Annotated in this window: 16 protein-coding genes, 1 tRNA gene and 1 pseudogene; 5 read left to right on the forward strand and 13 right to left on the reverse strand. The window is 44.2% G+C overall.

The features are described 5' to 3' along the window. From IM509_RS13170 to IM509_RS13205, 8 genes and pseudogenes are all read right to left on the reverse strand, one after another. Positions 1–138: pseudogene (locus IM509_RS13170) on the reverse strand (photosystem II D2 protein (photosystem q(a) protein)); the annotation flags it as partial. Between the two features lie 325 nt (positions 139–463). After that, on the reverse strand, positions 464–1225 hold the full coding sequence (locus IM509_RS13175) for a lipoate--protein ligase family protein (RefSeq protein WP_052277013.1): 762 nt from the start codon (positions 1223–1225) through the stop codon (positions 464–466). Then, a complete protein-coding gene (locus IM509_RS13180) occupies positions 1188–1664 on the reverse strand; it encodes a YbjN domain-containing protein (RefSeq protein WP_185237362.1) in 477 nt (158 codons plus the stop codon). Before IM509_RS13180 ends, IM509_RS13175 begins: the two co-directional genes overlap by 38 nt. Positions 1665–2201: 537 nt before the next feature. Next, a complete protein-coding gene (locus tag IM509_RS13185; protein ID WP_052277012.1) occupies positions 2202–3143 on the reverse strand; it encodes a J domain-containing protein in 942 nt (313 codons plus the stop codon). Positions 3144–3175: 32 nt separating this feature from the next. Then, positions 3176–3997, reverse strand: a complete 822-nt coding sequence (locus IM509_RS13190; protein WP_052277011.1) for an inositol monophosphatase family protein — start codon at positions 3995–3997, stop codon at positions 3176–3178. 14 nt (positions 3998–4011) lie between these two features. Continuing rightward, positions 4012–4380, reverse strand: coding sequence for a 2Fe-2S iron-sulfur cluster-binding protein (locus IM509_RS13195; protein ID WP_052277010.1), 369 nt, complete (start codon positions 4378–4380; stop codon positions 4012–4014). Positions 4381–4543: 163 nt separating this feature from the next. After that, positions 4544–6790: a hypothetical protein gene (locus tag IM509_RS13200; protein WP_185237360.1), complete on the reverse strand. Its 2247-nt coding sequence runs from the start codon at positions 6788–6790 to the stop codon at positions 4544–4546. Continuing rightward, a complete protein-coding gene (locus IM509_RS13205) occupies positions 6787–7728 on the reverse strand; it encodes a homogentisate phytyltransferase (protein WP_002788939.1) in 942 nt (313 codons plus the stop codon). Before IM509_RS13205 ends, IM509_RS13200 begins: the two co-directional genes overlap by 4 nt. 239 nt (positions 7729–7967) lie before the next feature. Between IM509_RS13205 and IM509_RS13210 the strand changes: the two genes are divergently transcribed. Continuing rightward, positions 7968–8054 (forward strand) — tRNA-Ser (locus IM509_RS13210). A gap of 103 nt (positions 8055–8157) precedes the next feature. Here the strand turns inward: IM509_RS13210 and IM509_RS13215 are convergent. Beyond that, positions 8158–8820: a class I SAM-dependent methyltransferase gene (locus IM509_RS13215; RefSeq protein ID WP_002788937.1), complete on the reverse strand. Its 663-nt coding sequence runs from the start codon at positions 8818–8820 to the stop codon at positions 8158–8160. A gap of 106 nt (positions 8821–8926) precedes the next feature. On the opposite strand from IM509_RS13215, the gene IM509_RS13220 reads away from it, so the two are divergent. Continuing rightward, positions 8927–11584, forward strand: a complete 2658-nt coding sequence (locus IM509_RS13220) for a hybrid sensor histidine kinase/response regulator (RefSeq protein WP_472650195.1) — start codon at positions 8927–8929, stop codon at positions 11582–11584. A 44-nt stretch (positions 11585–11628) separates the two neighbouring features. Continuing rightward, positions 11629–11865: a response regulator gene (locus IM509_RS24355; RefSeq protein ID WP_472650194.1), complete on the forward strand. Its 237-nt coding sequence runs from the start codon at positions 11629–11631 to the stop codon at positions 11863–11865. A 12-nt stretch (positions 11866–11877) separates the two neighbouring features. On the opposite strand, the gene IM509_RS13225 is transcribed toward IM509_RS24355, so the two are convergent. The 4 genes from IM509_RS13225 to IM509_RS13240 all read right to left on the reverse strand — a co-directional run bounded on the left by IM509_RS13225 (position 11878) and on the right by IM509_RS13240 (position 14202). Next, entirely contained in the window at positions 11878–12276 is a 399-nt protein-coding gene (locus tag IM509_RS13225; protein WP_185237359.1) for a hypothetical protein, read from the reverse strand. Positions 12277–12300: 24 nt separating this feature from the next. After that, the gene (locus IM509_RS13230) at positions 12301–12822 is read right to left on the reverse strand and encodes a hypothetical protein (RefSeq protein ID WP_185237358.1); all 522 of its coding nucleotides are present in this window, start codon (positions 12820–12822) and stop codon (positions 12301–12303) included. Between the two features lie 55 nt (positions 12823–12877). Further along, positions 12878–13630, reverse strand: a complete 753-nt coding sequence (locus IM509_RS13235; protein ID WP_185237357.1) for a class I SAM-dependent methyltransferase — start codon at positions 13628–13630, stop codon at positions 12878–12880. Between the two features lie 80 nt (positions 13631–13710). Next, a complete protein-coding gene (locus IM509_RS13240) occupies positions 13711–14202 on the reverse strand; it encodes a hypothetical protein (protein ID WP_072923590.1) in 492 nt (163 codons plus the stop codon). Between the two features lie 192 nt (positions 14203–14394). Here IM509_RS13240 and uvrB point away from each other — a divergent pair, with 192 nt between their 5' ends. Together uvrB and IM509_RS13250 are read left to right on the forward strand one after the other, a co-directional pair. Next, positions 14395–16398, forward strand: coding sequence for an excinuclease ABC subunit UvrB (uvrB, locus tag IM509_RS13245; RefSeq protein ID WP_052277006.1), 2004 nt, complete (start codon positions 14395–14397; stop codon positions 16396–16398). Positions 16399–16402: 4 nt separating this feature from the next. Then, positions 16403–17160: flagellar assembly protein H (locus tag IM509_RS13250; RefSeq protein ID WP_185237363.1), on the forward strand; the 758-nt coding region annotated here is incomplete at its 3' end.

Consider the following 17160-nt stretch of genomic DNA (forward strand, 5'->3'; position numbering starts at 1 on the left):
TCCACCTAGGGCCATGAAGGCGCAGGGGAAGAGTAGTAAACCAGACCAACCGATGAAGACGAAACGGTCTCTTTTGAGCCAGTCATCGAGAGCATCAAACAGCCCTCTTTCTGGGGCGCGTCCGACAGCAATGGTCATGGGTATTTTTCCTCTTGCTTAACTGAAATCACGGGCAAGATTTCTTAACTTTTTTGAGTCTGGGATTACTCCCATTGTCTTATAAGATGGCGCGATCGATTGACTGGATTAGCTTAACTAAACTAGCTGCGATCGCTCGTTAATCCTCACAAACTGTAAAAGATTAACGTTTCTTAAACTAGCACAAGCTAGACAATAATTTCGAGTTCGATAAGACTTTGGTTCCTTGCGGCCTCTATCTACCTTTAACTATTATTAGCAAAAAATTACAAATCTATACAACTTAACTCATAATTGATTTTTTACGCACACAAAAACTTTTTTGTCAATGAGTATTTATATTCATTTTTTTAATTGATCGCCATTCCCAATCCTCTAGGGGTTGCTCTAGCAATTGACAATCAAAGCATTTCTCGGCGGCGGTTTTCAGGGTAGCGATAATTGTCTGTAGGGTCAAATCTGGGGCTAAATTGAGCTTTTGAGGGGCAGCACTGGCGAAAACTTGCTCAAACAGCGAATTATCCTGCTCTAGCACCATCGAACCATGTTGGAGAACCGAGGAACCCCGTTGCAGTTGCGCGCTCCCAATAAATTTATTTCCCCAATTATCGACTAAATCCGCACCAGTAGCCGTACCGAAACAGTTAGCAGAATGGATATATCCCCGGCCGGCAGCACCGTAGGACAATTCTAGACCGAGATTTTGCCAGCCTGTGATTAAAAATCGACAGATTTGACAGTAAACTTTCCTAATATTCCCCTTCATCCCCGAATTTATCACCATATAAGTCAAATCCCCCTGATGTAGTACAGCCCGTCCACCGGTAGGACGACGAACTAGGGAGATTTTTTGACCTTGCCAAGTCAAATCACGCCAAAAATCGGGATATTGCCGTTGATGATAGCCCAAGGAAATAGCCGGGGGCGACCATTGATAAAAACGCAGAGTCGGGGGATGATCACCACAACGGTGTTGCTCTAGTAACCAAGAATCGATCGCCATTTGTTTCTCTGCCGATGAGATAATTGGAGGGATATAACGCCAAATTTTAGCTGCCACCAAAGGATTCTCGTAACATTTCATCATTATTATCTGCTACCGTCGCCACGAGAGTAATTGCTCGCGAAATCTCCCCGGGAGACAAATCGGCCACCGTACGCTGAGAAATCACCACCACCTGATCATTCATAATGGCAAAATGAGATTCAAAGGTTTCGGCACAATTCATCGCTAATAACTTGCGAGTTAATCCCAATTCATCCTTAACGGGTAATTTGAGGACAGAAGACCACACCGTTAGAAAATCATCATCGCTTTCCCCAGTTAACTGTACAAATACCTCAACGCTACCATACTGAAACTTCCAAAGATAACCTTTTTCTGTATGTTGTACCATAGCAGTATCATTCTGCTGCAGAGTAGAAATAACCATTTCAATCATTTCTTGGTGACTGCTCGTACTAGCCAGAAATTCATCGGTCATTGACTCTATTGCTTCTGAAGTCGCTAAACTTTCCGTGGTCATAAAAATTCCCTAAACTCGATCGATCACAATCTTATCCCAAGAGAAAAGAAAAAAGTAACAAAACAGACATAGAAGAGCCGAGTGGGGAGCTTTTTTCCTGTGATTAGTAAACAGCAAACAGTAAACAGCGAAAAGACAACGGCTTAACCATTCTCTATATAAGGGTTTCAGAACTTTTTTCTCATTTTACCTAACCCACCTTGACAGAAGATAAATGACATTTTGGGCGCCGGCGGTCATTGGTGTCAACTTAAGCAAAAAGCTTAATTATTATTAAGTAGGGAGGCACAATTATTTGTAGGATGGGTTAGCGGTAGCGTAAACTATGCGGGCGTTGGGTTTCATGCTTCAACCCAACCTACGTTCATCTTATATTTAATTCCACCCACCCACTTACTGATCAGGGTAAGCTGTTTTGTCTGTCTAGTTTGAGCTTGAGTCTCGGGCTGATCGTTTCTTTTCTCCTGTTACCTGCGTGGGGTAACAGGCGGGTTAAAATGACGATTTGGTATCAGGCTTATACCGTTATGGTTTGAGCTAGTTATTCTTTTTACCACCAAATAGGGACCAAAAACCGCTCTTAGGATTCCCTTCCTTTTTTTGTCCCTTCTGGTCTTCCATTTCAGTATTAAGATTAACTACTTTATCCAGTTCCCGTTTGCACCTAATCACCGTCGCATCTTTGGGGCTGACTTGCCAGGCGCGATTGATATGAACCCGGGCCATGGAGAGTTGATTTTGTCGCAGGTAGGCTAAACCGAGCAGGGCGTGACAGATGCTATTATCTGGTTCTTCCCGTAGGGCATCGCGCAATTCTCGCAAAGCTTGGGCGGGGTTATTTTGGTCAAGAGAGGCTTGGGCGCGGCGAATATAGGCTTCTAAGGGCGATTCCTTGGCTTTAGCTGGGGCTGCCGTGGTGGTAGCCGCGACCACTAACTCGGACTGGCGAGGATTGCCTTGGGAGATAAAGACTTTCGGGGTAGTTTTCTTGTTGCCCTGACCTTCGGTTAACATCAGATAAACCAGATTGAGTTCACTGAGTTGGGCGATTTTCTGATAGGTATTTTCCAGGGCGGTATATTGATCGATCGCCAAAGATTGCAGGATTTTTTGATAGGCTAATTCATAGTTAGCGGTGGACTGGGCTAGTTTTCTAGCTGGTTCGCTATTGATGGTGATTTTACCCGAATCCCTCGCCATTGCCTTGCCAATTTGTGTTAAAACAAGGCGTAATTCTTCCCGAGATAGGTCGCGGCCCAGATGTTCGTAGGCGGGGTTAACTAATTTGGCGAGTAACTGATGAGCCTGTTCCCTTTCGGCGGGGGTGTAAAGGCGACAGGTATCGGGGTGAAGTTTATAGGCGATTTTTAAGTAACGCTCGCGAATCGCCTCATGTTCGGCATCGATCGAGACTCCTAAAACAGCGAAGTGATCGATTAAATCAAATTGAAATAATCCCTGGGAAATTGGAAAAGGCATACAGCAGACCCTACTCTAAAATGATAATCCCATTAAAACTGAAAACTCCAAGAGGCAGCTTTTTGCAGAGCCTGGCTTAAGGGGGTGTGAATGTGTCCGTTAGTGGCCAGAATTCGCCCCGTTTCCATCAGAAAAGGACTCTCATCGTAGGCGCTAATTTTACCGCCAGCTTCTTCGATCAGAATAATTCCCGCAGCCAGATCCCAGGGATTAATCCCTCGTTCCCAATAACCATCTAAGCGCCCACAGGCCACATCGGTTAAGTCTTTGGCAGCAGAACCGCTGCGGCGTACTCCTTGGGTCAGATGGGTCAGATAACAGAATTCGGCATAATTATTATCGGAGGTTTGACAGCGATCATAGGCAAAACCCGTCACCAGTAAACTTTTTTCTAGTTCACTCGTCCGGGAGACATGGATGGGACGACGGTTCAGGGTTGCCCCCAAACCCCTGGCAGCCCGAAATAGTTCCTTTCTAAAGGGGTTATAGATGACTCCCACTGCTGCTATCCCTGCGATCAGTAGTCCGATGGAGACGACGGATACGGGATAACCGTGGGCATAGTTGGTGGTTCCATCGAGAGGATCGATCGCCCAGAGATACTCGCTATCCGTCCCTGGCAGTTTTCCCGATTCTTCCGCTAAAATCCCGTGTTTGGGAAAGTGACGGCCAATAATTTTGAGAATTTCTGTTTCTGCTCGACGATCTATTTCCGTCACTAAATCGCCCGATCGTCCTTTTTCTTCTATTTTCTCAATTTTACCCCAATTATCGAGGATAATTGTTCCCGCCGCTAGGGCGGCTTCGCTGGCAATGTCTAGGTATTTTTCTAATTGGCTGCTGGTATCTGGCACGATTAATCCCTAATCTATTCTTCATCTAAGGGTAAACCAAAACGCACTTTTCCACGGGCAAAAAAGCGACCGAATTGCAATTCATAGACTTCATCTTCGTCTTGGGTGGCTACTTCCATATCGCCACGAGCATAACTGACACAAAGTAAAGCATAACCTCTGGCTTTTAATTCTGGTGATAGTCCGATCGCTTCTGGTTGGTGGATATCTCCCGATAATACCCTGACCGCGCAGCTGGTACAAGCTCCATTACGACAGGAAAAGGGTAATTGATGACCCTGTTTTTCCAGACTTTGCAGTATATAGTTATCCTCGGGAACGGTGGTGGTAATTTTTTCGCCGGTCTGACGATTGTGAACGGTGATTTGATAATATTTAGTCATAGTTTAGTTAGCCAGAAATTATAGATGCAATTCTAGATAGTTCTAAATTTAGGGGCTATTTTAGTCAGCCGTCTCAATTATATCATCAATAATTGCTAAAATAGTCATCATCTTTACAATTATCCTTGACAACTGTTGACTTTTTGGGTTCAATTGCCAATTTTTATGGCTCTTGAAACTTGATCTCTTTTAATCTAACTGCACCGTCGATAATTGAGATTTCCTGGGAGCCAATTTGTACGATAGAATCTAATCCCTTACCGATAATTTTAACTGCTGGGGGACGACTTTTCTGTACGGTCATCACCAGAAAAAACTCCTCGCTACCCGTGGCTAAAATGCGCTCACCTGTATTAGTTTTCTCGACTTTTAAAGTCACGGGAGTGATAAAAGTTCCCCGCATATTTGCCCCATTTTGAGTGATAGTAAAACTATTTTTTCCTAGAATGACATTTCCCTGGGTATTCATCACCCAAGTTTTATTAATAAATTCTGGTTGATCGACTTTACCTAATAATTTATCCATCAAGACGAATAATCCGGGGGAACCGGAGGACAGACTGTAATCGACGGCGAAAGAGCGAACTAGAGCGACTCCTGCGGGTGGTTCAGCCCCTTTAACCCTGATTTTATCAGTTTTTAACCTAATTACTCCCGAACCATCGGGACTAGATTGAAAAGATATCGGTTTTGCCTGTCGCCAAGGCGGTGTTTTCGGGAAAATAACTGTATTTTCCGAGTTCCAGTCGCCTTTTGACCCCTCAAAACTCGCCCAATGTCCTCCTAATCCCCAAATTCTCACACTAGCGACATCGGGAAAAGACCATCCCCCCACAAAAGGTTGCTGTTTGAGATAGATACTAGCGACAAAATCCTCTTCATTTTGCCAGCGATTACGAAAAGCATAAAATCCCTTTTGTTGATCAACTAAAACCCTGGAAAGTTGGCGCTCGGGATTTTCGGAAGTAAGATTAGATGGATAACCAGCGAGAAGAAAAGGGGCAATATGGGGATAATGAGGGTGAAAAAGTTGTTTTTCTTGACCTTGTAATCGCCATTTTATTGCTGGTAGCCATGATTTATCGGTAATTCCCAATCCGATAGTTAATAAAGATACCCCTACAAACATCTGATGTCTGCCATAAGCAGGAATCAATAATTGACCATTTTTAGGGACAATTCTGGTTAAATAATGGGGGATTAATTGGGCTGCCGAGGAACCAGTTACTAAGTCTAATCCGAGACTATTTCGATAGCCTTGCAGAAAAGGAAAAACAGTGAGAACCATGGGTTCGGTGGTGTATAAATCTCCTTCTGTGCCAAATCCTCGATCGCCGATCGCTGTGGTAAAATAGCGTTCGATGTGACGTTTGGCCATTTCCACCTGTGCCGAGGGAGAATAGAGAGAATCGGGTGGTACATCTTCTTTGAGAATCGCTAAACTAGCTAATCCTGCCGCACCTCTGGCCCGCGCATTCCAGTTACTAACTGCGTTTCCATTCCATCCATCTTTGGGTAAACCACTGAGAAGTTTTTTACTTTCACTGAATAACCAGCGAGTGATTTCCTGTTGGCGCTTTTCTCCCCAAAGATCATAACAAAGATCGTAGGCGAGAGCGACTCCAGCAACAATTGGCGCTTGTTCTAAGATTCTCCTTCCCCGATTTTTACGGGTTTTTTCGATAATTTCCCAGGCGATTTCTGCTGATTTTCTATCTTGATTTAAAATTGCTAAAAAACAATGACCTGTGGCATGATAACCCCCATTAGGCACATAACCATCGTAATAAATTTTTTCTTGTAAACTGTTGTTTAATTGGGCGATAATAGTTTGACCGATGGGAGTTTTCGCTTTTTCTCTGAGATTAGTTAATTCTGACTTGCGAAAGATTAAACGGGGATGTTCTCGCGGTTGTAGGGGTTGGTGATTAGGAACAGGATTAGGCCAAAAAGGGGAAATTGTGCCATTAACTTGGTTTTGTAGTCTTATTCCCCCTAAAGTGCCTTGATAACTGCCGATAAGTTGGTCTTGGTAGGGGACAATTTCGATATTATAGATAGCTTCCCTGACTTCCCCTTGCCAAGGGTGAGTTTGAATGTTCATTTTCACCTGTAATCGCCAAGCATTGTCTAATTTAATCGCTTTTACCGTACCTTGGTGATCCACTTCTTTATTGAATTTGAGCGCGTATCCCCACACCGACGGCTGACAAACAGCGTGATCACAGCTTAAATCTAGGGTAAGATTTTGATAAACGGGTTGATCTTGCCACAGTTTCCAAACACCATTTTTCAGGGTTAAACGAAGGTTGCCGGTTAATAATTGCGGATCGATGGTTTCTTGACTAGGTGCGCTTGTACCACCTAGCAAAAGTAAGGGAATGGCCGCTAAAAAAGGAGATATTTTCATATTAAACAAGCGAGGGGAAATATCAGGTATTCTAGGAAGAATAATTTCCAAATAAATTGGTAGAATTGGCTGATTTCGCTTTTATCTTCTAAATTTACTCCGCGACTACGCCACCAAAGAAGAACAAGTAGGAGCAGATGGGCGACAATGGCCAGAGAAGAATTAATTCCGTTTATCCCCAAGAGACCGACTGCAATCATCCCCGCATAACATAGGGAAATTGTCAAGAGGGAAATTGTTAAGATTTTTTGAGGACCGAGAAGCAGGGTAAAAGTGGTAATTTGGTAAATGCGATCGCCTTCTAGGTCAGGAACATCCTTGAAAATAGCGATCGCAACGGTGAAAACAAGAACAAAAGCTGTTAAAACCCAGACCGAGGGATAGATAGACTGATTTTGATTGATAACTGTGTTGTAGTGGCGAAAAAGACCTAAATTGACGATGACACCCCGGACGGTAAAAATACAGAAGGCGGACCAGAGGGGAAAGCGTTTTAAACGCACTGGTGGCAAGGAATAGGCAGTACCGATGAGTAAACTAATCCCCACGGTGATTAACAGCCAAAAACCACCGATAAAAGCCAGTATAATTGCTAAAATACCGCTAAAACCCACGATTAATCCGCCTGTCAACCGAGAAAATTCGCCCTTGGCGAGGGGAAGATGGGGTTTATTGATTTTATCGATGTCGATGTCTTCCAACTGATTTAAACCGACGATATAGACATTACCCGCAAGACAAGCAGTCCAAGTGAGCAATAAAACCGACCAATGGCTAAAAAAATCGCTAATATTGCCTAAAGCAATTAAATACAGACTTAAAACACTTAAAGAAGTGCCGATAATCGTATGGGGACGGGAAAATTTCCAGAGACTCCCTAACCAGTGGAGAAAGTTAGGCTGGGGATGGTTAACTGGAAGAAAAGGAGCTTGATTCATCAGACCTCCGGTAAAAATCAAAAATTGTTATGGTTGCTGAGGAGTCGGTCGTCAGTAGTCAGGAGAATCAATAATGAATAATAATCGATTAAATGGTCTATTTAGATATTTTATGCCACTTAATCCTTATTTTTGACGTTTTTAAACCCTCAAAAATAGATTATGCAAGAGGTCTATCAAAAAAAATCAATACTAGGGGAAGTAATCTGTTAAAATGATAATCCAGACTCAAACCCTGTGGAGAGGTGGCAGAGTGGTTGAATGCGGCAGACTCGAAATCTGCTTTAGGGTAACACCTAACGTGGGTTCAAATCCCACCCTCTCCGTTGAACTGATAACTTAGTGCTGTCGTTAAGGAGCTTAAAGGATGTAGCGTTGTCCTGGGTGGTTTCCGCAAGAGCAAAAGCTTTTCTAATCTCGCCAACTTCTTCACTTTTTCATGGCCAGGGTCAACCCATCACCAATAGGAATAATACTGATATTGACCCGTTCATCCTGCTGAATTTTGGCATTAAGTGAACGGATAATTTTGGTGCGATTATCGGTGCTATCGGCCGCCGCTACCCGTCCCGACCAAAAAACATTATCGATAGCGATAATTCCGCCGCTTCTAACCAATTGTAAAGCCCGTTCGTAGTAGGGATCATAATTACTTTTATCGGCATCGATAAAGACAAAATCAAAACTATTACCTTCTCCCCCGGCGATTAATTGATCTAAAGTCTCCAGGGCCGGAGCAATTCTTAAATCGATTTTAGCGGCGACACCGGCCTGCTGCCAATAACGGCGGGCTATACTGGTATATTCTTCGCTAAGATCACAGGCGATCAGCTTGCCTTCTGGGGGTAAAGCTAAGGCCACCACTAGAGAACTATAACCAGTAAAAACCCCTATTTCTAGGGCTTTTTTCGCCCCGATCGCCTGTACCAAAAAAGCCATAAACTGACCTTGTTCGGGGGCAATCTGCATGACTGCCAGGGGTTGAGAGGCAGTTTCTTGACGTAATTGAGCTAAAATCGGAGATTCTCGCAGACAGATAGATTGATAATAGGAGTAAAATTGTTGATCGAGTCCAAGAGTTTGATTAGCCATAAAAAAATTGCTAAAGGATAGAGTTATCGAGTAAAATTCTGGGTAATCTGAAGCTAGAGAGACCGTATTGGTTAACCAAAAAGGAAGACTTGGCAGGAAGCAAATCATGATGAAACCCGACTCGGATCATCTCTTTAACGAAGATAGCGAACAGTTGTTAGAGAGTTTAGAAGACAAAGACGCCGACGGTAATGAGGCTCTAGACGAACTCAGCTTTTTATTGGAGCAGAGTCCCTCTCCAGCAGCCAGATCTGGGGACTCTCTTAGCCAAACCCCGTCTTCCTTGACCTCGGAAAGGGAATTAGAGGAACTGTTTGGCGATAGCATCAATTGGAAAGATGCCCCGACTAATAATCTTTATTCTACCCGTGAGCCAGCTGCCAAGGCGGAACTGGAAGATGGGGATGATCTCGCATCTCTGCTGCTAGAAGATGCAGCAGTTCCAGACTCAGAAGCAATTATAGCCATCAGCCACCCTAATTTTTACGACAGCCTCGAAGACTTAGAAGCTTTTCTGGAAAAACCCACGCCACCGGCGCAACCGCCACTACCAGACATCTTTGAATCCCTAGAGGTCCTTCTCTGGGAATCCCCAGCAGTGGACCCGGTGGCGGCGGTGGAACCTCTGACAGGGTTAGAATCACTGGAAATTGCCCCAGAAAGCCTCCTAGAGGATGAATTCAAGGATTTAGAAAAACTCCTCGAAGAAACCAATCAGGTGATGGCAGCAAATCCGGCCGCCAGTTTCGGTTCACTGGTCGGATCAAATAACCTGCGTCCCCTTGCCAGCAAAGCTTTTGAACAGACCATGCGGGTGCCGATCAAACAGTTGGATAACCTCAGCAATCTGATCGGGGAACTGGTGGTTAAACGCAATCGCCTGGAAGAGGAACAGGATCGCCTGCGTCTCTTTTTAGATAATTTGCTCAACCAAGTCCAAAATCTCAGCGATGTGGGCAGTCGGATGCAGGATCTCTATGAAAGAACCCTCCTAGAAGGGGCGTTACTGGCCAGTCGCAATGCCGGCGATACCATCGGTTACGGTAGAGTTAAGGGAGAAAATCAGGGCAGTTCGGCTATGACAGGCCAACTAGATGCCCTAGAGATCGACCGTTTTACCGATTTCCATTTATTATCCCAAGAGATGATCGAATTGATCGTGCGAGTGCGAGAATCGGCCTCTGATATTCAATTTGTCGTCGATGAAACCGATCAGGTGACGCGCAGTCTGCGACAGGCCACCACCCAACTACAGGAAGGGATGACCAAATCGCGCATGGTTCCCTTTAGTCAAACCGCCGATCGCCTACCCCGGGCAATTCGCGATATTTCCCTGAAACTGGATAAACAAGCCAAATTAAAAGTGGAAGGGGGTGATGTGCTCATCGATAAGATGATCCTCGAACATCTCAATAGTCCCATGACCCATCTGGTCAACAATGCGATCACCCACGGTATTGAATCACCCCAAGAACGCATGGCCAAAGGGAAACCGGCCCTCGGTACCATCTCCGTCCGGGCATTCCTACAGGGCAATCAAACCGTGATCACCGTTAGCGATGATGGGGCTGGTATTGATGCTAATCTGGTTAAACTTAAGGCGATCGAAAAAGGCCTGATCAGCGATCGGGAAGCGGAACACCTCAGTCCCCAAGAAGTCTATGAACTGCTCTTTCACCCCGGTTTTAGTACCAAAGATCAGGCCGATGATTTTGCCGGTCGTGGGGTGGGTTTAGATGTGGTGCGTACCAGTTTAATCGATGTGCGCGGGACCGTGACTATTGACTCGCTACTGGACAAAGGAAGCACTTTTACCCTCCGTTTACCCCTAACCCTGAGTATCTGTAAGGCCCTGTGTTGTGTTAGTAATCATGCGCGCATCGGTTTCTCCATGGACGGAGTGGAAGATATGAAGGATTTCCGGGCCACGGAGATACAAATCGATCGGGAGGGACGTCGCTGCGTTTTCTGGCAAAATACTTTACTACCCTTCCAACCCTTAAGCGAATTGCTTTCCTACAATCGGCAACTAAGTCGCGGTAGTTTTTACACTGGCAAACAGGAGGAAGACTCTTTTTCGATCGTGATCCTGCGCGGTGGTAATAATCTCCTCGCGGTACAGGTGGATCAAGTGATCGGTGAACTGGAAATCGTCATCAAACAGATCGAAGGACCGATTCCGAAAACGGCTGGGATTGCTGGGGCGACGGTTTTGGGCGATGGTACGGTGATGCCGATCGGCGATGTGTTGGAGTTAATCGACATCGCCAGGGGTCGTCTGCGTACCGATAACGGTGGTCCTTGGCGCCAACCTCTCCCCCCCGTAGCGGTGAAAACTAGGCAAAAATCGGGGGCTATGGTTCTGATTGTCGATGATTCGATTACTGTCCGGGAATTGCTCTCTTTAAGCTTTAGTAAAGCCGGTTATCGTGTGGAACAGGCCCGGGATGGTCAAGAAGCTTGGGAAAAATTACGCGGCGGTTTGCCCTGTGATATCGTTTTCTGCGATATCGAGATGCCCCGCATGAATGGCCTAGAATTACTCTATAATTTGCAAAAAGACCCCCAATTAGCCTCGATTCCCGTCGCTTTATTGACTTCCCGAGGAGCGGAACGTCATCGTCAGGTGGCGGCGACATTAGGGGCTAGTGGTTATTTTACCAAGCCCTACACGGAAAGAGATTTGCTCTCGGCAGCTGAAAGAATGATTGCGGGGGAAGTGTTACTAGCTAATAGTATTAAAGCGACTCCTAACCCGTCTTGATCCCCCGAGACAACGATTATTGACAGTTTCTCTGCGATATCGAAATGCCTCGCCTGAACGGGTTAGAATTACGCTCTCGTCTGCAAGAGGATGAACAACTTCAGGGAATACCGGTGGCGATGATTACCTCGTGCGGGGCGCCAAAAATGCAGCATCTCGCCGCCGCTCAAGGGGCAAAAGGTTATTTTGTCAAGCCCTGGATTGAGGATGTTTTACTGTCGGCAGCCCAACGTTTAATCGCCGGCGAGGTGTTAATCCAGAAAGAAAATTCCGCGGATTAAGTTCGGTTGGATTTAAGTTTTATCGAGGAGAATTTCCACTAAGGTTTTTACCGTTTTCTCTAACTGTTCGACGCGCTGCTCTAAACTAAGAGAAAGACCGGGAGGTTTTAAACCATGAATCGCTTGCAAAAATGCCTCCCATCCCTTTGAGCATTTAATATTGTAGGCTTCTTTATAGGCTTTATAGGCATTATTATAGTTACCGTAAAGGGAGATAATATCATCTTTAGTTAAATTTCCTTCGGGCAAAGACTTATGGGCAATATTCAAATCATGATCGCTTAAACTATTTAAAACTTCTTGCAAGCGGAGAGTCAAAGTGGCCGTAATTCCGTAAACTTGGGCGGCATTTTTTAGATCCTGCTGGTGCAAATCTTCTAGGTTAGCAATTAATTTACTGATTCTAGACATGATTGATTTTACTCCCTAACTGATTTATTTATCTAGCAAAGATTTGTTGATATTTGACTGACCACTCCCCATTTGTGGCCGGTCAGGATCGGAGGGCAAGTTATTATCTATCGAACCAAAATCTTCCCAGTTATCATCGAGAAATAGAGATTTCACTAAAGTCCATAAAATAGTTAGCTTTCCATATACAGACTTGGTACTACGGACATTATGGGCCGCCACTTTTACTTCCATTTCAATCTGCTTTAATTCAGCAATAACTTTCTCTCGCTCCGCCGTAATTTTGGCTTTTTCTTCAGTTAAATTCCGCATTTCTGAAGTTAAAGAATCTAATTCTTTTTGCAGTTCAATATTAGTGGCAGATATTTCAACAATTTGGTCTTTTAAATGACTGTTATCATCTCGATATTGCTGATTCCATCGTTTATATTGTCCTTGAGAGCTTCGCAGGGACTTAATTACAGCAACAGCTTCTTGTAACTCCCGATTATCTGGATAATTTCTGGCTAGTTTATAGAGAGAATCTACTCGATCGTCGATATCCATGTTTATCTACCTCTTTGCCTAGATAATCTTATGATACCCAAGCTTACCGATAAAATTAACCCGAAGAACCAGCCTTTTGGAAAATCATTAAATGTTGTTGGGGCAAAGTCTCGATGATTTCTTCTGGCACTAAACCGATAGCGGCCATTTCTTTTTCTACCTGTCTGCGGGTCATTTTATGAAGGGCCTTGATGGGAATCAGGGGATTTTCACGACGGTATTCTACTAATACCACCCTACCATCGGGTTTTAAGGATTTGACCAGATTCTCCATCATCTCGCGGGGACAGGAAAACTCGTGATAAGCATCGACCATTAAAGCTAAATCGATCGCATTTATAGGCAATTTGGGATCGGTTTCTGTCCCGAGAATTGTGGTGACATTCTTAACTTGGTTTTCCTCGGCTAAAAAATCAATTGCCCCTAACATTTCCGGTTGCACATCGACGGCGAAAACTTGTGCGACTAAATTCGCCATAGGAAAACTAAAATAACCTGTCCCCGCGCCGATATCTGCCACCAGGTCTGTGGGTTTTAAATGTAGTGCGGTGATCAGATCATCGGGTTTTTCTGTGAAACGGCGACTAGGACGTTCTAACCATAACATTTCTTGGTGTCCCATGACTTTAGCGATTTCCCGTCCTAGATAAAATTTACCGATACCATCGCGACTATGAAGCGATCGAATCTGATAATATTGCTGCGGTGCTAAAACTGAAGCATCGTAGGTAAGATTTAATAATCCGAAACCGCAAAAAACCACTATTAGAAACGAGACAATTAAGAAAAATTTTTGCTTAAACAGCATCGGGATTAAAAATGGTGGGCTAGAAAAAATAAATTCCCTGTCCGGGACAGGGAAAAAATCCATCTTGATCAACAAAACAATTAATCCAAAAATCCCATTAAAGTTTCGGGATCATCGATTTCATTGGAAGCAACGGGACGATTACCCATGACTGTATAGGTTTCGCTAATGTGCAGATGACTAAGAGCGATCGGACGATTGCCAGAGATCGCCAGAGTGCTGCTAACTTCCATACCACTGGAGACCACTGGACGAGCGCTCCCGACGGAAGAATAGGTACTAACCACTTTCAGATGGCTAACTTCCACGGGACGGCCCCCGGGTAACATTTCATCTTCCGTGAAGTGAAGATGGCTAGTACCAACAGGACGATTTTCGGGTAAGCGATGTTCAGGTTGATAGAATTTTAAGGCGTTGGAAGCCGATTCAGCGTTGTTTTTCACCGAAAGGGCGACCACTTCTTTATCCTTGGCGGTTTTAGCTGTAGTAGCTTTACCGCGTGAGCTGCTGGTCTTTTCTTCTGTGGTTGCTGGGGTTTGAGTCCCGTTCGTTTCTAGATTTTCCACCGTCATAACCTGATACTCCTTTCCGTTAATAGCTTCGGGGAAACGATAAGATTTAAGTTTAGGGTATTCTCGAAGACTTTTAATCTTTTTTTAAAATCCTCTCTAATATTAAGATACATCTTTCTTTCCCCAAAACCCTATCAGTGTTGGTAATTTGATTGATAATTTATTTTGCCTGTTCTCTACACCTAGCCGCTAATGACCGCTTTTCAACTACAAGCACCCTTTCAACCCACCGGGGATCAACCGGCAGCGATCGATAAATTAGTAGATTCCCTGCAAAACCAGCATCGTTTCCAAACCCTCTTGGGGGCAACTGGCACCGGCAAAACCTTCACCATTGCCGCTGTGATCGAGAAAATTGGCAGGCCTACCCTTGTCCTAGCCCATAATAAGACCCTGGCCGCCCAATTATGCAACGAATTGCGGCAATTTTTCCCCAATAACGCCGTGGAATACTTTATCAGCTATTACGACTACTATCAACCGGAGGCTTATATTCCCGTCAGCGATACCTACATCGAAAAGAGTTCTTCGATTAATGATGAGATCGATATGCTGCGCCATTCAGCCACGCGCTCGCTGTTTGAACGCAGGGATGTGATCGTCGTCGCTTCGATTAGTTGTATTTATGGTTTGGGAATGCCAGCGGAATACCTAAAAGCGGCGATTTCCTTAACAGTTGGTCAAGAGTTCGACCAAAGGCAATTATTACGGGCCTTGGTGTCAGTGCAGTACAATCGCAATGATTTGGAGTTAACTCGCGGTCGTTTTCGTCTGAAGGGCGATATTTTGGAAATTGTTCCCGCTTACGAGGATCGGGTTATTAAAATTGATTTTTTTGGCGATGAGATTGAAAGTATTCGTTATCTCGATCCCCTGACGGGGGAAGTTTTGCAAAAATTAGAGCGAATTAGTATTTATCCGGCCCGTCACTTTGTTACCCCAGAGGAACGTTTAGAGGTGGCCTGTCGGGATATTAAAACCGAGTTAGATAACCGTTTATTGGAGTTAGAAAAAGCGGGCAAATTACTGGAAGCGCAACGTTTGGATCAGCGGACTCGTTATGATTTAGAAATGTTGCAGGAAGTGGGTTATTGTAATGGCGTGGAAAATTATTCGCGGCATTTAGCGGGTAGGTTAGCGGGGGAACCGCCGGAATGTTTGGTGGATTATTTTCCTCAAGATTGGTTATTAGTTGTGGATGAGTCTCATGTTAGTGTGCCGCAGATTCGCGGGATGTATAATGGCGATCAATCACGAAAAAAAGTTTTGATCGATCACGGGTTTCGTTTACCCAGTGCTGCGGATAATCGTCCTTTGAAGTCGGAAGAATTTTGGCAGAAAGTTAATCAATGTATTTTTGTTTCGGCCACTCCAGGAGATTGGGAATTAGAACAGTCAGAAAATCGCATTGTTGAGCAAATTATCCGACCGACGGGAGTTTTAGATCCGGAGATTTTTGTGCGACCAACCGAGGGACAAGTGGATGATTTATTAGGGGAAATTAAAGATCGAGTGCGGTTAAATGAACGGGTTTTGATTACCACTTTAACTAAACGCATGGCCGAAGATTTAACCGAATACTTGCAAGAAAGGGGAATTAAAGTTAGATATCTACATTCGGAAATTCAATCAATTCAACGGATTGAAATTATTCAAGACCTGCGAGAAGGGGTCTTTGACGTGCTGATCGGGGTGAATTTGCTTCGCGAGGGGTTAGACCTGCCGGAAGTGTCTTTAGTGGCGATTTTAGACGCAGATAAGGAAGGATTTTTAAGGGCTACCCGCTCTTTAATTCAAACTATCGGCAGGGCCGCTCGTCATATTCGCGGTCAGGCAATTCTTTACGGAGATAATCTCACGGATAGTATGATTAATGCGATCGAAGAAACTAAGAGACGGCGCGCTATTCAAGAGGAATATAACCAGAAACATGGGATTATTCCGCAACCGATTGTTAAAAGGTCGAGTAATTCAATTTTAGCTTTTCTGGATATTTCCCGTCGTCTAAATTCCCAACAATTAGATCAGGTTTGTGAGAATATAGAAGAGCTTTCTTTGGAACAAATTCCCGAGTTAATTCAACAACTAGAAGCGCAAATGAAAGAAGCGGCGAAAAATCTAGAATTCGAGTCAGCAGCTAAATATCGTGATCGGATTAAGCAATTACGAGATAAGTTATTAAATCATGTTAGATAAACCTATGACTAGATTTATTCATGACCAGTTTGCCAAAGATTATCTCGAAGAATTATTATCTTCTCTGGGAGAAGTAAAATCGGCACGGGTTGTACGAGGAGAAGTACGAGAAATCGATGTCTGGTTTTCACCCCAGATGCTCGATAATAATCCGAGAGAACTGCTAGGATTACTGGGAAAAATGGCGATTAATCCCTGTTTATTTGAACCCTTTCGCAATCCTGTCACTGCTACAGAAATTAGGACTTGTCTGTTAAAACTGTTGGAAGTGGAAGGAGAAATTAATCGTCAAGCAAATCGTCAGAAAACGAATGTTAACGAGGCAGAAATCCCCCGTCTCTGGATTTTGACTCCCACCGCTTCCTCGCAACTGTTAGGAGGATTCGGAGCTAAATTAGATGAGGAGAATTGGGGGAAAGGTATCTATTTTTTAGCTCCCTCTTTACGCACGGCAATCACCGTTATCCATCAATTACCCCCAACAGAAGCAACTCTCTGGTTAAGAATTTTAGGCCGGGGAAAAGTACAAGCAAGGGCGATCGATGAGCTAGAATCGTTACCAGAGGATCATCCTTTTCGGGTAAATGCTCTAGAATTATTATTAAACTTGAGAACTTCTTTAACTAACGATCAAGAGCTTGAACAGGAGGACAGAGAGTTAATTATGAGATTATCACCTTTATACACTTCCCGTCTTCAGGAAGAACTGGATGCTGGCCGTCAACAGGGTCTTCAACAGGGTCTTCAACAGGGTCTTCAACA

It is taken from the genome of Microcystis sp. M31BS1 (assembly GCF_020245285.1).
Classification (GTDB): domain Bacteria; phylum Cyanobacteriota; class Cyanobacteriia; order Cyanobacteriales; family Microcystaceae; genus Microcystis; species Microcystis panniformis.